This window comes from Arthrobacter sp. DNA4 (genome assembly GCF_024362385.1).
In the GTDB taxonomy this organism is placed as follows: domain Bacteria; phylum Actinomycetota; class Actinomycetes; order Actinomycetales; family Micrococcaceae; genus Arthrobacter.
The window spans coordinates 2764694-2780279 of sequence record NZ_CP101466.1; the positions used below are offsets into that span (position 1 = coordinate 2764694).

General features: G+C 68.4%; 9 protein-coding genes and 1 pseudogene. 5 read left to right on the plus strand and 5 right to left on the minus strand.

What is annotated here, in order from left to right:
* The first annotated feature begins 61 nt into the window (after positions 1 to 61).
* The gene (locus NMQ03_RS12750; protein WP_255172503.1) at positions 62 to 1465 is read left to right on the plus strand and encodes a glucose-6-phosphate dehydrogenase; all 1404 of its coding nucleotides are present in this window, start codon (positions 62 to 64) and stop codon (positions 1463 to 1465) included.
* 96 nt (positions 1466 to 1561) lie between these two features.
* Here the strand turns inward: NMQ03_RS12750 and NMQ03_RS12755 are convergent, their stop codons facing one another.
* Together NMQ03_RS12755 and NMQ03_RS12760 are read right to left on the minus strand one after the other, a co-directional pair.
* On the minus strand, positions 1562 to 1900 hold the full coding sequence (locus tag NMQ03_RS12755) for a P-II family nitrogen regulator (RefSeq protein ID WP_159631736.1): 339 nt from the start codon (positions 1898 to 1900) through the stop codon (positions 1562 to 1564).
* A complete protein-coding gene (locus NMQ03_RS12760; protein ID WP_255172504.1) occupies positions 1897 to 3249 on the minus strand; it encodes an ammonium transporter in 1353 nt (450 codons plus the stop codon). The genes NMQ03_RS12755 and NMQ03_RS12760 overlap by 4 nt, the downstream gene beginning before the upstream one ends.
* 226 nt (positions 3250 to 3475) lie before the next feature.
* Here NMQ03_RS12760 and NMQ03_RS12765 point away from each other — a divergent pair, with 226 nt between their 5' ends.
* The gene (locus tag NMQ03_RS12765) at positions 3476 to 4717 is read left to right on the plus strand and encodes an MFS transporter (protein ID WP_255172505.1); all 1242 of its coding nucleotides are present in this window, start codon (positions 3476 to 3478) and stop codon (positions 4715 to 4717) included.
* A gap of 87 nt (positions 4718 to 4804) precedes the next feature.
* On the opposite strand, the gene ftsY is transcribed toward NMQ03_RS12765, so the two are convergent.
* Complete coding sequence (gene ftsY, locus NMQ03_RS12770; RefSeq protein ID WP_255172506.1) at positions 4805 to 6010, minus strand: signal recognition particle-docking protein FtsY; 1206 nt, start codon at positions 6008 to 6010, stop codon at positions 4805 to 4807.
* A 62-nt stretch (positions 6011 to 6072) separates the two neighbouring features.
* Positions 6073 to 9660, minus strand: coding sequence for a chromosome segregation protein SMC (gene smc, locus NMQ03_RS12775; RefSeq protein ID WP_255172507.1), 3588 nt, complete (start codon positions 9658 to 9660; stop codon positions 6073 to 6075).
* A gap of 229 nt (positions 9661 to 9889) precedes the next feature.
* On the opposite strand from smc, the gene NMQ03_RS12780 reads away from it, so the two are divergent.
* From NMQ03_RS12780 to NMQ03_RS12790, 3 genes and pseudogenes are all read left to right on the plus strand, one after another.
* Complete coding sequence (locus tag NMQ03_RS12780) at positions 9890 to 10912, plus strand: 3-oxoacyl-ACP synthase III (RefSeq protein ID WP_255172508.1); 1023 nt, start codon at positions 9890 to 9892, stop codon at positions 10910 to 10912.
* Positions 10906 to 13598, plus strand: a pseudogene (locus NMQ03_RS12785) (alpha/beta fold hydrolase). The gene NMQ03_RS12780 and the pseudogene NMQ03_RS12785 overlap by 7 nt, the downstream one beginning before the upstream one ends.
* Positions 13595 to 14566, plus strand: a complete 972-nt coding sequence (locus tag NMQ03_RS12790; protein WP_255172509.1) for an NAD(P)-dependent oxidoreductase — start codon at positions 13595 to 13597, stop codon at positions 14564 to 14566. Before NMQ03_RS12785 ends, NMQ03_RS12790 begins: the two are co-directional and overlap by 4 nt.
* Before the next feature lie 54 nt (positions 14567 to 14620).
* Here the strand turns inward: NMQ03_RS12790 and mutM are convergent, their stop codons facing one another.
* A complete protein-coding gene (mutM, locus tag NMQ03_RS12795; protein WP_255172510.1) occupies positions 14621 to 15586 on the minus strand; it encodes a bifunctional DNA-formamidopyrimidine glycosylase/DNA-(apurinic or apyrimidinic site) lyase in 966 nt (321 codons plus the stop codon).

The following is a 15586-nucleotide window of genomic DNA, read 5'->3' on the forward strand; positions in this document are numbered from 1 at the left end:
ATGATCGGGACTCGACTATCTAGGGTATCAAGTCAGGCACGGTAGATGGCATGCTGGCAAAATGACGAGCCAAACAACTGTCAAGACCCTGCTCATCCTCGGCGCCTCGGGCGACCTCACCGGCCGACTCCTCCTGCCGGGCCTCGCCCGCCTTGTTGCGGCAGGCCGGGCGGAGGGCCTCAGCCTGGTGGGCGCGGGTTCGGATCCGTGGACACCGGAACAGTGGCGGGAGCGGGTGGAGTCGTCCTTTGCCGCGGCGGCCGGCACAGCAGACCAGCCGGGGAAAGACGCCCTGGAGGCCATGCAGAAGGAGACGGACTACCACCAGGTGGACGTCACGGCCAAGGGTGCCCTTGCTGCCCTGCTCGCCGGGCTGCAGGGCCCGGTGGCCGTCTACTTCGCCCTTCCGCCCCGGATCAGCCAACTGGCCTGCGAGACGCTCCAGCCTGCGGAGGTGCCGGAAGGCACCCGCCTGGTGATGGAGAAGCCGTTCGGCTCCAGTGAGGAGTCGGCCCGTTCCCTGAACCGGACCCTGAGCCGCCTCGTCCCGGAGGACCACATCCACCGGGTGGACCACTTTTTGGGCAAGGCCACGGTCCTGAACATCCTGGGACTGCGGTTCGCCAACAACTTCCTTGAACCCGTCTGGAACAGGCAGCACGTGGAAAAGGTGGAGATCTTCTTCGACGAGGACCTGGCGCTGGAAGGCCGTGCCCGCTACTACGACGGCGCCGGCGCGCTCCGTGACATGATCCAGAGCCACCTCCTGCAGGTCATGGCCATCATGGCGATTGAACCGCCTGCCACCATCGGCGAGCGCGACCTCCGGGACGCGGTCTCCGCCGTCCTCCGCGCCAGCAGCGTCAGGGCCCCCTTCACCGACTCAACGCGGCGGGCCCGCTACACGGCGGGTTCGGTGGCAGGCAAGGAGGTGCCGGACTATGCGAAGGAGGACGGGGTGGATCCTGCGCGGGGCACGGAAACCCTCGCCGAGATCCAGGTGGACATCGACAACTGGCGCTGGCGGGGCGTCCCCTTCATCCTCCGTTCTGGCAAGGCCCTGGGCGACAAGCGGAAGGAAGCGGTGGTCACCTTCCTTCCGGTGCCCCACCTCCCGCAGGGCTTTACCGGGGTGGACTCCCCCAACCAGCTGCGGATCGGCTTTGGTCCGGACACGCTGGAGTTCGACGTCGACGTCAACGGTCCCGGAAACATCTTCAGCCTGGGCCGGGTCACCCTGGAAGCGGAACTGAGCGCCTCCGAGCTCCTGCCCTACGGTGAAGTGCTGGAAGGTGTCCTGACCGGCGACCCGCTGCTGTCCGTCCGAAGCGACACTGCCGAGGACTGCTGGCGGATTGTCGAGCCCGTGCTCAAGGCCTGGGAACAGGGCAAAGTTCCCTTGGAGGAGTACGACGCCGGATCGGTAAGCCCGGCGTCGTGGCCCACCAACCGGCACAAGGACTGAGCTTTCACGGCAGACAGGACGGGCGGGAACCTTTCGGTTCCCGCCCGTCCTGCATCAGTCTTCAGTTGTTGCCCTGCTGGGGACCGTGCCGCCCGCCTAGATGGCGGCCACTCCGCGTTCCCCGGTCCGGACGCGCACTGCCTCATGGACGTCCATGGTCCAGACCTTGCCGTCCCCGGCCCGGCCGGTGTTGGAACTGGCAATGATCACGTCCAGAATGTCGTCGGCCTGTTCGTCCGTGGCCAGGACTTCCACCCGGATCTTTGGCAGGAGGTCCACGTTGTATTCCGCTCCGCGGTAGACCTCGGTGTAGCCGCGCTGCCGGCCGTACCCGCTTGCCGCGCTGACGGTCAGGCCCTGCACGCCGTAGGCTTCCAGGCCCTCCCTGATGGCTTCGAGCTTTTCCGGCCTGACGATTGCAGTGATCAGTTTCATGCCCCCACGCTTTCCTTACCTGTTGCCTGCTGTGCCTTTTGCGCACCGGATGCTGCCTGGACCGTCTCGCCCTGGCCCTTGCCGGTGATCATGTCGTGCAGCGGCTGGAAGCTTCCACCGTGGCCGCTGAGACCGAACTCGTAGGCAGTCTCGGCGTGCAGGCTGAGGTCCACACCCACCGTTTCCTGTTCCTGCGAGACCCGGAAGCCCATGGTCTTGTGGATGGCCAGCGCAATGATGGACGTCAGGACCGCTGAGTAGGCAATGGCGATTCCGGCTGCCGCGAGCTGCGCCCACAGCTGGGTGAGTCCGCCGCCGTAGAAGAGGCCGCCGCCAACACCGTCGGTGGGCAGTGCGATGAAGCCCAGGGCCACGGTGCCGATGATGCCGGAGACGAGGTGGACGCCGACGACGTCCAGGGAGTCATCGAAGCCCCAGCGGAACTTCAGGCCAACGGCGAGGGCTGAGGCGACACCGGCGACCACGCCGAGGCCAAGGGCACCGACCGGGCTGACGTTGGCGCAGGCGGGGGTGATGGCCACGAGGCCGGCCACGACGCCGGACGCGGCACCGAGCGAGGTGGGGTGTCCGTCGCGGATGCGTTCGGTGACGAGCCAGCCGAGCATAGCTGCTGCGGGGGCTGCGAGGGTGTTGATCCAGATGAGGCCGCCCTGTTCGGCAGTGGTGGCCGCGCCGCCGTTGAAGCCGAACCAGCCGAACCAGAGGATGGCTGCGCCGAGCATGACGAACGGGATGTTGTGCGGGCGGTGGTTGGGGTCCTTGCCGAAGCCCTTGCGGTTGCCGATGATCAGGACCAGGATCAGCGCGGCAACACCCGCATTGATGTGGACCACGGTGCCGCCGGCGAAGTCGATGGCCGGGCCGAGGGCCTTGCCGATGGCGCCTTCGGGGCCGAAGAGGCCGCCGCCCCACACCATGTAGGCCAGCGGGCAGTACACCAGCGTGACCCAGACGGGAACGAACACGGACCAGGCGCCGAACTTGGCGCGGTCGGCGATGGCCCCGCTGATCAGTGCCACGGTGATGATGGCGAAGGTGGCTGCGTAGCCCACCTTGATCAGGCCGTCGGGGGTGTTGATCCCCTCAAGGCCGAATATGGCGAACGGGTTGCCCACAATTTCCATGAACCCTTCCCCGGAGCTCATGGAGGCGCCCCACAGGACCCAGACGACGCCCACCATGCCGATGGAGATGAAGCTCATCATCATCATGTTCAGGGCTGCCTTGGCGCGGGTCATGCCGCCGTAGAAAAATGCCAGACCGGGTGTCATGAACAGCACGAGAGCTGCCGCTACCATGACCCAAACGTGACCTGCGGTAAGTTCCATGGTGCACGTCCTCTCTCATCGAATCTTGCGGAATACTCCGCCTGCCAACGCCTTTTTGCGTCCTGTAATGAGTGTGTGGGCGGCGTGTTTCGCCCGCGGAGGATTTAGATTGCCGGCCTGTTACAACAACCTCTAGGAAGTAAATGGTGCATATCCGCCTTGTTACGGTTATGTTTCCGCACCCGCGCAGCCACCCGGCTCCCTTTCCAGCAAGGACTCCTGCACCATGACGGCACCACCCCGCGCAAGCGGCGCCACTTCGAGGTTTTTGGCCCGGCTGAGGCCGCAGCGGGAGAAACTCCCCCGCGACATCAAGGTGATGCTGGCCGCGGCGTTCCTGATCGCGCTTGGCTTCGGGCTTGTTGCGCCGGTATTGCCGCAGTTCGCAACAACCTTCGGGGTGGGGAACACTGAGGCCGCCGTTATCGTGGCCATCTTCGCCTTCATGCGCCTGGCGTTCGCCCCTGCCGGCGGCGCCCTGATCGGCAGGCGCGGGGAACGTCCCATCTATGTCGCCGGGCTGCTGATCGTGGCGCTGTCCACTGCGGCGTGCGCCTTCGCCCAGGACTACTGGCAGCTGCTGCTTTTCCGCGGGCTGGGCGGGGCCGGGTCTGTGATGTTCACGGTGGCGTCAATGGCCCTGGTGGTGCGGCTGGCGCCGCCCAAGAGCAGGGGCAGGGTTTCCGGAGCCTACGCATCGGCCTTCCTGATCGGAAATGTGTGCGGGCCGATTGTGGGCGGCCTGCTGGCGGGACTGGGCCTGCGGGTCCCGTTCCTTGCCTATGCCGCTGCGCTGCTTGTGGCCGCGTTCGTCGTCCAGACCCAGCTGAGCCACCAGCGCCGGGGAGGCGCCGAAGTACAGGACCGCGCCCCGGACATGCGCTTTGGCGAAGCGCTGGCTGTGGGAACCTACAGGTCCGCCCTGGTCTCCAGCTTTGCCAACGGGTGGGCTACCTTTGGCGTCCGGATGGCAACGGTGCCGCTGTTCGCTGCGGCGGCCTTCGGAGCAGGCCCGCAGGCCGCCGGCCTGGCATTGGCAGTGTTCGCTGCCGGCAATGCCGCTGCCTTGACTTTCTCGGGACGGCTGGCGGACTCGGTGGGGCGAAAGCCCATGATGATCTCCGGCCTCCTGGTGGCGGCCCTGTCCACTGCAGCCATCGGCATCACCTCAGACCTGCCTTGGTTCCTGGCAGCGTCGACGCTCGCCGGCGTCGGGTCCGGTCTTTTCGGTCCCGCCCAGCAGGCCGCCGTCGCCGATGTCATCGGCAACGCGCGGTCCGGAGGCAAGGTTCTGGCGGTGTACCAGATGACGTCCGACGTCGGAGCGATCGTTGGGCCGCTCGTGGCGGGGATGCTGGCCGACGGACTGGGGTTCGGCTGGGCTTTCGGCGTGACCGGCGGGGTCATGCTCCTTGCAGCCGCCGGCTGGCTGCCCACCCGCGAGACACTGCGCACCGCAGGCAGCTAGCCTGTGGTGCGGGCAACGGCAGGCTCGTGCAGCAGGCCGGTTCAGCTGCCTATTCAACAGCTCACCGCAGAAGCTGAGTTTTGCAGGTCAGTTCAGCAGGGCGTCAACAAAGCCTTCGGTGTCGAAGGGGGCCAGGTCGTCGGCGCCTTCGCCCAGTCCAATGAGCTTGACGGGCACGCCGAGGGTTTTCTGGATGGCGACGACGATGCCGCCCTTGGCGGTTCCGTCCAGCTTGGTCAGGACGATGCCGGTGATGTTGACTACCTCCGAGAAGACCCGCGCCTGGTTCAGGCCGTTCTGGCCGGTGGTGGCATCGAGCACCAGCAGGACCTCGTCCACCTCGGCCAGCTTCTCCACGACGCGCTTGACCTTGCCCAGTTCGTCCATCAGGCCCACCTTGTTCTGCAGGCGCCCGGCGGTGTCGATCATGACCACGTCGACTTCCTGCTCGATACCGGCTTTCACTGCCTCGTAGGCAACCGAGGCAGGGTCGGCGCCGTCGATGTCGGACTTCACGGTGGGAACGCCCACGCGCTGGCCCCACGTGGCCAGCTGCTCAGCGGCAGCGGCGCGGAAGGTGTCCGCGGCGCCCAGCAGGACGTCCTTGTCCTCGGCCACCAGCACACGTGCCAGCTTGCCCACGGTGGTGGTCTTGCCCACGCCGTTCACGCCCACCACCATCATCACGGCGGGCTTATCGGCGTGCCGCTGCACGTTGAGGCTGCGGTCCATGGTGGGGTCCACAAGCTTGATGAGTTCTTCCCGGAGCATGGTCTTGACGTGTTCCGGGGTGCGGGTGCCCAGTACCTTGACGCGCTCCCGGAGGGCGTCCACCAGCTGCATGGTGGGTTCAGTGCCCAGGTCCGCGAGGAGGAGGGTTTCCTCCACTTCATCCCAGACGCTCTCGTCGATCCGGTCGCTGGACAGCAGCGCCAGCAGGCCCTTGCCCATGACGTTGTTGGAGCGGGCCAGCCGTTCCCGCAGGCGGGCCAGGCGGCCGGCGACGGGCAGCGGGGTTTCGACGGGAATGGTTTCCAGCCCGGCCGCATTGTCCGGAACGGTGGTGGTGTCCAGCCCGTCGAGGTCCACACCCTGCGGAACCGTGCCCTCGATGGTTCCCTCGCGGTCCGCCACCGCCGTGCTTCCGCCGGAGCGGATTTCGGGGTCGTTGGCATCCCTGGTGCCCGGGTAGCGGGTGATGTTCCTCCGCGTCTTGAGCAGGACCGGAATCAGCCCGCCGATGACCACCAGCGCAGCAAGAATGGACAGGACAATGGGAAGGATGTCGTTCACTCCCCTAGCTTCTCACAAACGGCCCGCCCGCTTCCGGCAGCCATCAGGCAGCTGACCTGCCGCTATACCTCGGCCCCCAACCGCTGGCTGATGACAGTGGAGACGCCGTCGCCCCTCATGGTGACCCCGTACAGCGCGTCCGCCACTTCCATGGTCCGCTTCTGGTGCGTAATGACGATGAGCTGGCTCGATTCCCGGAGTTCTTCGAAAATGGTGATGAGTAAGCCAAGGTTGGTGTCATCCAATGCCGCCTCCACCTCGTCCATGACGTAGAAGGGCGAGGGCCGCGCCTTGAAAATGGCCACCAGCAGCGCCACTGCGGTCAGGGAGCGTTCGCCGCCGGAGAGCAGGGACAGCCGCTTGATCTTCTTGCCCGCAGGGCGGGCCTCCACTTCGATGCCGGTGGTGAGCATGTCCGCCGGGTCGGTCAAAACCAGGCGTCCCTCGCCGCCGGGAAAGAGCCGCCCGAAAACCCGGACGAACTGGGCCTGGGTGTCCTCGAACGCTTCGGCAAAGACCCGCTGGACCCTCTCATCCACTTCCTTGATGATGTCCAGCAGATCCCGCCGGCTGGCCTTCAGGTCCTCGAGCTGGGTGCTGAGGAACTGGTGCCGCTCCTCCAGCGCCGCGAACTCCTCCAGCGCCAGGGGATTGACCTTGCCCAGGCTTGCGAGATCCCGCTCAGCCTTCCGCAGCCGTTTCTCCTGCTCCTGCCGGACATAGGGCTTGCCATCCCTGATTTCTTCCCCGTCCGCGTCAACCGGGGCCCGCAGGGCCGCCCATTTGTCACCGGATTCCTCCGCCGGAACGGGCACCGGCACGTGCGGCCCGAATTCGGTGACCAGCGCTTCGGGGGTGATGCCCAGCTCATCCACGGAGCGGGTTTCCACCGCCTCGATCCTGGCGCGCTGCTGGGCCCGGGCGAGTTCGTCGCGGTGCACGTTGTCGGTGAGTTGGGCCAGCTCCCTGGCCAGGGCATCGTTCGCTTCCCGAATCTCCCGCAGGCCGCGGTCGCGCAGCTCGCGGTTCTCCTCGGCCAGGTCCCGTTCGTGCCGGGCACGGTCCACGGAGACGTCCACATAGCCAAGAGCCAGTTCCACCCCCGAGGAAACGGCGGCCGCGCGCCGGGCCTGGATGCGGCGGCGGCGGGCGCGCTCTGCCGCCTCCTCACGGGCGCGGCGTTCCGTGGCGGCGGCGCGTTCCAGGGACGCCACCCTGTTGCGGGTGGCCACCAGCTGCTCTTCGGCACTGCGGAGGGACAGCCGTGCCTCCACCTCGGCGGCGCGGGCGGCGGAGGCTGCACGCGCCAGGGCGTCGCGCTGCTCCGTGGACGGTTCCTCTTCCACCGGCGCTTCCTGCGCCGCGGCCAACCGGGTAGCGACGGCGGCGAGCGCTTCCTCCTCCGCCGCGACGTTGCCTTCGGCCCGTGCCAGGGACGCTGCCAGCCGTTCGCTCTCGCCAACGGCGCTGCGCAGGACAGAGTTCAGGTGGCCCAAACGTTCGGCTACGGCAGCGAGCCGGGCATCGGATTCGTGCAGCTTGTCGAGCGCAGCGGCCGCCTCCTCCTGCGCTCCCGTGCGCCGTGCCTCCGCGGCTGCCAGGGCGAATCTGTTCCGCTCCAGGTCCGCCGTGACCGCCGAAAGCCCGCGCTCGGCGTCGTCCACCGCCGCCTGCACCTCAAGGAGGGACGGCGCTTTGGCAGAGCCACCCGTGGCGGAGACGGCGGTGAAGACGTCCCCTTCGCGGGTGACCGCTGTCATGTCCGGCAGTGCAGCAACCAGGGCAGCCGCGGCGTCGATGCCGGTCACGACGGCGGTCCGGGACAGCAGGTGCCGGACCAGGGAGACGTGCCCCGAAGGCCCATCGACCAGGCCGGCGGCCCACTGCGCTCCCTCAGGCAGCGTCACGTGCGGGCCATCTCCCTGGTGGAGTGCCGCCGCCGATGCGAGGAGCAGCGACGCCCGCCCGGCGTCGTCGTCCTTGAGCCGTCCCAGCACAGCGGCCGCTGCCTCCCCGTCCTGGACGAGCACTGCCTCGGACACTTCCCCCAGGGCGGCGGCGATGGCCGGCTCGAACCCGGCCTGCACGGTGATCCCGGCAGCAAGGCTTTCCTGCACGCCGGGGAGCCCGGACGCCAGCACGTGCCTGGCACCGTCCTTGCGGTCAAGGCCGAGCTTCAGGGCATCGAGGCGCGCGGCGAGGGCGTCCCGCTTGCGGACCCCCTCGTTGACGGCGGCTTTGAGGTCCGCGATCTCCCCCAGCACGGCGTCCAGGACATCGCTGGCGGCCTCATAATCGGCGTCAAGGGATTCCTCTCCCTCCTCCACGCCGGCCACCTGGTTTTCCAGCGCCGTGAACTCGGCCTGGGCACGGGCCCGGCGTTCGGTTCCGGCGGCAAGGGATTCGCGCAGCCTTCCAAGTTCCGCCTGCGCGGACTCCACCCGGGACCGGGCCGCCGCGACCTGGCCGGCCAGCCGCGCCAGGCCCTCGCGCCGGTCCGCCGCGGCACGGAGCTGGGCGGTGAGCCGCTGGTCCTCGGCCTGCGCAGCCCGCTCCGCTTCCACTTTCGCTGCGCTGGCCGCGTCCAGGGTGCTCCGCCTGGACTGGATGTCCTGTTCGAGTTCGGCCAGTTCCTGCCTCACCCGGGCTGCCTGGCGCTCCAGCTGTTCGGGGTCGCGGCCGGAAGACGGCGCGGCATCGTCGGAACCCAGCAGGCGGCTCCGTTCCGTGGCAAGCGAGCCGAGCGCCCGAAGCCGTTCACGCGCCGTGGACAGCCGGTACCAGGTGTCCCTGGCGGCATTGAGCCGCGGCGTGGCCTCGGCTGCGAGCTGCTCCAACGCTGCCTGCTGCCTGCGCCCGGCCTCGAGTTCCTGTTCGACGGCGGTCCGGCGCGCCTTGAGCGCCGCTTCGTCCGCCACGTCCTGCTCCAGGGCCTGCTGCAGCTGCACCAGGTCGTCGGCGAGCAGGCGCGCCCGCGCGTCCCGGACGTCGAACTGGACCCGCTGCGCTCGGCGGGCCACCTCGGCCTGCTTCCCAAGGGGCGTGAGCTGCCGCCGGATCTCGCCGGTGAGGTCGGTCAGGCGCTGGAGGTTGGCCTGCATGGCCTCAAGCTTCCGTACCGTCCGTTCCTTGCGGCGCCGGTGCTTGAGGATCCCGGCCGCCTCCTCGATGAAGCCGCGGCGGTCCTCGGGAGTGGCGTGCAGGACGCGGTCCAGCTGGCCTTGGCCCACAATGACATGCATTTCACGGCCCAGGCCGGAATCGGAGAGCAGTTCCTGAATGTCCAGCAGGCGGCAGCCTGCGCCGTTGATGGCATATTCGGATCCGCCCGTCCTGAACAGCGTCCGGGAAATCGTGACTTCGCTGTACTCGATGGGGAGTGCGCCATCGGTGTTGTCGATGGTGAGCGAAACGTGGGCGCGGCCCAGCGGCGGACGCCCGGACGTACCGGCAAAAATGACGTCCTCCATCTTGCCGCCGCGCAGGGTTTTGGCCCCTTGCTCGCCCATGACCCACGCCAGGGCGTCCACCACGTTGGACTTGCCGGATCCGTTTGGACCCACGACGGCGGTGACGCCGGGTTCGAAGTCGAAGGTGGTGGCGGACGCAAAGGACTTGAACCCCCGGACGGTGAGGCTTTTGAGGTGCAAGGCTTTTCTGGTCTCCTGGAGCGGGTAGGGCATTTTGCTGGAACCGGGTCACTACAATCTACTGCGCAGGACCGACATTTCCCGGCAGCAGCACCCGGGAACCGGCACGGGCACCGGGGGTGGATATGCGTGTTCCGGCACGGCAAAGGCATAGTTAAGCTCTTGAGCCTGCGCAGATGTGGGTACGGTCACCGCAGGAACGCGGGACGAATACGAAGAGGGGCTTGAATTGGCAGGTAATGCAACCTTCCGCCACAGCAACACCGCGCTGCTCTCGGTGAGCAGCGTCGAGGCTCCCAGGATCGTGAGCTCCACGGAATTTGACCGGCGGCTGGCATCGACCCTGCAGCGCCTCAAGTTTCCTCCGCGGCTGCTTGAGCGCGTGGCAGGCATCACGCACCGCCGGTGGTGGGCTGCTGGAACGTCGTTCGACGACGCCGCGGTGGAGGCGGGCGCCAAGGCCCTCGCCGAGGCCGGCATCGAAGCCTCGGAGGTCGGACTGCTGATCAACACCTCGGTGACCCGGCGCAACCTTGAACCCTCAGTGGCGGTGAAGATCCACCACGGCCTGAGCCTGCCGTCGTCGGCCATGAACTTCGACCTTGCCAACGCCTGCCTGGGCTTCGTGAATGCCCTGACCCTGGCAGCCAACATGATCGATTCGGGCCAGATAAGGTACGCCGTCATTGTCAACGGCGAGGACGCCCAGCTGACGCAGGAGGCCACCCTGGCCCGGCTGCAGCGGCCCGAGACAACGCGCGATGACTTTAACCGGGAGTTCGCCACGCTGACGCTGGGGTCCGGGGCTGCGGCGGCCGTCCTGGGGCCCGCCGACGAGCACCCGGGAGCACACCGGGTGGTGGGCGGCGTGATGCGCGCCGGCACCGAGCACCACGAGTTGTGCGTGGGCGGCATCGACGGCATGAACACCGACACGAAGGGACTGCTCGACGGCGGCCTCCAGCTCGTGGTCGATGCATGGCAGGAAGCCCAGCCCGAATGGGACTGGACCGCGATGGACCGCTACGTCACGCACCAGGTCAGCAACGCCTACACCCAGGCCATTATCGATGCGATCGATCTGGACCCGGACAAGGTGCCCATCACGTTCCCGCACTGGGGCAACGTGGGACCGGCATCGCTCCCCATGACACTCGCGGCCGAGGCGCAGTCATTGGGAAGCGGTGACAGGGTGTTGTGCATGGGCGTCGGATCCGGCCTGAACACCGCAATGCTGGAAATCGTTTGGTGATCGCGGACTGGCCGGGCGTCAACGCCGAGTGGTCGCGCCACATCGATGTCCCCTCCACCTCGGGGGCTGATTCGCCCGGCACGATGCGCCGCTGGCACCTGCTGGACAATGGCGGGGAACTGGCACGCCGCGGCCTGGCTCCCATGGGAACCCTGTTGTGCGTACACGGCAATCCCACCTGGTCCTACCTGTGGCGGAGCCTGCTGGCCGCCGGATCGAACCACGCGCACCCGTGGCGCGTGGTGGCCGTGGACCAGCTGGACATGGGTTTCTCGGAGCGGACCGGGACCTTCCGGCGGCTGGCGGACAGGATCAACGACCTGGGCGACTTGACCGACGCCCTGGACCTGGCAGGGCCGGTGGTTTCGGTGGGTCACGACTGGGGCGGGGTCATCAGCCTCGGCTGGGCGCAGGCCCACACCGACCAGCTGGCCGGCGTGGTCCTGACCAACACCGCCGTCCACCAGCCCGCCGGTTCCCCCATCCCGCCGGCGCTGCGCCTTGCCCTCCACCCTGCCGTGCACCGGTGGGGAACCACCACTACCGATGCTTTCCTGCGGGTGACGCATTCGTTGGCACACCCGCCGCTGCCCGCGGACGTGCGGAACGCCTTCATGGCCCCGTACCGCAGCGCCTCGCGGCGCGCGGGGGTGGGCAACTTCGTAGCGGACATTCCCGTTGACGCGTCGCACCCCAGCTTCGCTGCCCTCAACGGCGTGGCGGAGGGCGTGCGGGACCTTGAGGTGCCGGTCCTAATGCTGTGGGGCCCACGGGACCCCATCTTCTCCGACCGCTACCTGAAGGACCTGCTCACCCGCCTCCCCCACGCGGACGTGCACCGCTACGAGGGTGCTGGACACCTGGTGGCAGAGGACCGGAACATCGCGCCGGCGGTCTTCGACTGGCTTGCCGGCCGCGTCAGGCAGGGCGGGGACAGTGTTGCTGAAGCCGGCGCAGTTGCTGAAGCCGACGTGGTCACTGGAACCGCCGCCCCGGCTAACGGCAATGGCTTCACGCCCTTGTGGACGCTTCTTGGGGAGCTCGCCGCCGGCCCGTCCGCAGACGGGAGGGCCGTCGTCGAAATGGCACCGGACGGCACGGTGGCCCGCTCGCTCACCTGGCGGCAGCTGGAAGAAAGCGTCGGGCACCTCTCCGCAGGCCTGCAGGGGGCGGGAGTAGGACCGGGCAGCCGGGTGAGCCTGATGGTCCCGCCCGGGGTGGACCTGACCGTGGCCCTGTATGCCTGCCTGCGGCTGGGAGCGGTGGTGGTTGTTGCCGACGCCGGCCTGGGGACCAGGGGGCTGGGCCGGGCGGTCAAGGGAGCGACGCCTGATGTCCTGATCGGGATTGACAAGGCCCTTGCCGCTGCCCGGGCACTGGGCTGGGCGTCCAGGCGCATCAGTGTGCAGGACCTGCCGGCAGGTCCGCGCCGGCTCCTCGGGGTGGAGACCTCCCTCGCCGCCCTGGCCAGGGCAGGCGCAGGGCGTGCCGCTGCCGGTGGCGCTCCCGCCTCCAGCCCGGACGCGGACTCCCCCGCCGCCGTACTTTTCACTTCCGGCTCCACCGGTCCCGCCAAGGGCGTGCTGTACACGCACCGGCAGCTTGCCGCCATGCGGGACACCGTGGCGGGAACCTTCGGCATCAAGCCGGGCCAGAAGCTGGTTGCAGGCTTTGCGCCGTTCGCCTTGCTGGGGCGGCGCTGGGAACCGTGTCCGTGACGCTACCATGGACGTCACCGCGCCCCGCACCCTGACCGCGCGCGCCCTGGCCGATGCTGCAGCGGCCATCGATGCCACGGTGGTCTTTGCGTCCCCTGCCGCCCTGCGCAACGTCGTCGCCACCCGGGACGGCCTCACCCCGGAGGGCACCGCTGCACTCTGCCGCGTCCAAGTGCTGCTCTCTGCCGGCGCACCGGTTCCGGAACCTCTTCTTGCGGAGGTGCAGCGGCTGCTGCCCGCCGCCTCGCTGCATACCCCCTACGGCATGACCGAGGCCCTCCCCGTCACCGACATCAGCCTTGAACAGATCCAGGCCGCGGCGGCCGACGCCGAAGCCGGAACAACGCCAGGGGCCGGCAACGGCGTCTGCGTGGGGCATCCCGTCCAGGGCGCCCGCATAGCCGTGATCCCGTTGGCGGCCGACGGTACTGCCCCAGGGGCTGAGCTGGTGACCGAACCGGGGGTGACGGGGGAAATCCTGGTCAGCGCGCCGCACGTCAAGGACGGCTACGACAGGCTTTGGCTGACTGGGCGGGCGAGCGCCGGGCCGGCCGGCTGGCACCGCACAGGCGATGTGGGCCATTTCGACGCCGACGGCCGCCTGTGGGTGGAAGGGCGCCTGGCACACATCATCACGGCGCCCCCGGAGTGGTCACTCCGGTCGGCGCCGAACAGGCCATCGAACGGCTGGACGGTATCCGGATGGCAGCCGTCGTGGGCGTGGGGCCCGCGGGCACCCAGGCCATCGCCGCCGTCGTCGAAACCGTCCCGGCCGCCCGTAAGGGCCCTGCGGGCACGGAACTGGCCGGGAAGGTACGGAGCGCCGCCCAGGGGCAGGCGTGTCCGTGGCGGCAGTCCTGGTTGTTCCCGCGCAGCCGACCGACATCCGCCACAACGCAAAGATCGACAGGTCGCGGCTGGCCCAATGGGCCTCGTCAGTGCTGGCCGGTGGGCGGGTGGCGCCATGAAAATCCTGGTCACCGGGGCGAGCGGCATGCTGGGGCGGGAAGTGGCAGGGCTGCTGGTGCGCAAGGGCCATGCTGTCACCACCTTCCAGCGGCGTCCCTCAGGGGTCGACGGCGCGGCGGACCATTGCGGTTCGCTCACCGACGACGCCTCCGTCAGGGCTGCCGTCAGGGACGCCGAGGCAGTCATCCACCTCGCGGCCAAAGTATCCTTCGCCGGTCGCACCGATGAGTTTGACCGGGTGAACGTGGAGGGAACGCGGCGCCTCCTCCTGGCGGCGCGCGAAGCCGGCGTCGGCGACCTTGTGTTTGTCTCCTCACCGTCGGTGGCCAATTCAGGCGCCGCCATCGCAGGACACGGCGCAGAACCGGCCGATCTGGCACGCGCCCACGGCGACTACGCCCGCACCAAAGCGCAGGCAGAGCTTTTGGCCCTCGCCGCGGATGCCCCGGGCTTCCGCGTCGTTGCCGTCCGGCCGCACGTGGTCTGGGGACCCGGTGACACCCAGCTGGTGGAACGCGTGCTGGCGCGGGCGGCCCGGAACCGCCTGCCGCTGCTGGACGCGGGCGCCGCGCTTATCGACACCACGTACGTGGACAATGCGGCGGCGGCGATCGTTGCGGCCCTGGACCGCATCAGTGACACCCACGGGAGGGCATTGGTTGTCACCAATGGCGAACCGCGGCCGGTAGGCGAACTGATTGCCGGCATCTGCGCCGCCGGGCGCGTTCCCGCGCCGTCGTGGTCTGTACCGGGAAAGCTTGCCCGGATTGCGGGATCGGTGGTGGAAAAAGCGTGGCTCAGGCTCGGCAAAGAGGACGAACCGCCCATGACCAGGTTTCTTGCCGAACAGTTGTCCACGGCCCATTGGTTTGATCAGCGTGAGACCCAAGAACTCCTTGCCTGGACTCCAGCCGTCTCCATCGATGAAGGCCTTGAACGGCTGGCGGACTACTACCGCTCCCGCTGAGCCGTTTTACCGGCGCCGTACCAAGTGCAGGCGTTCGGGGTGCGGCAGGCGCTGTTACCAGCGCCCGTTGCGTGGCCGTGGCTGGCAGACCGGGCAGGTATGGGACGACCGGTTCATGAACTGGTCCCGACGAATGATCGCGTTGATCCCCGCTTCGGCGCACCGCTTGCAGGGCTCGCCCTGGCGGCCATAGGCGTTGAGGGACCGGTCAAAGTAGCCTGAGGCGCCGTTGACGTTGACGTACAGCGAGTCGAAGCTGGTTCCTCCTGCGGCGAGGGCATCGAGCATGACCTCCCGGGCGCTGTCCAGGACGCGCCGCGCCTCGCTGCGGCGAAGGGTGTCGGTGGGCCGGGCGAAATGCAGGCGGGCGCGCCACAGAGCTTCGTCGGCGTAGATGTTTCCAATGCCGGACACCAGCCCCTGGTCAAGCAGTGCCCGCTTCAGCCCGGTCTTGCGCTTGCGGAGGCGCTGGTAGAAGAGGTCGAAGGAAAAGGACGGGTCCAGGGGGTCGCGCGCGATGTGGGCCGCTTCCGCGGCGATCAGCGGAAGGGGGGACTCTGCCAGGCCGCCGGGGCCGCCGTCGTCCGTGGGTACTAAAGCGGTGACGAACAGGCCGCCGAAGATCCGCTGGTCCACGAACCGCAACTGGTCAGGCATGCCCTCCCGTGGACTGAGGCGGAGGCGGACCTTGAGATGCTTTTCATCGGGGACGTCCGGATCCTGCATCAAAAGTTGCCCGCTCATGCCCAGGTGTGCAATGAGTGCCACTTCCGGCACCGGCGCGGTTTCAGGATTTTCCGGTGCAGCGAGGCCGTCCGTCAGCGGCATCCAGAGGAATTTGCCGCGGCGCACGACGTCGGACACCGTGGCACCCTGGAGGTTGCCGACAAAGTCCCCGGGCCCAAGGGCATGGCGCCGGACGGAGCGCGGATCGAGGACGTCGACAGCACTGATGGTCCGGCCGCGGACCCAGCTCACAAGGCCGCGGCGCACCACTTCGACCTCGGGCAGTTCAGGCAC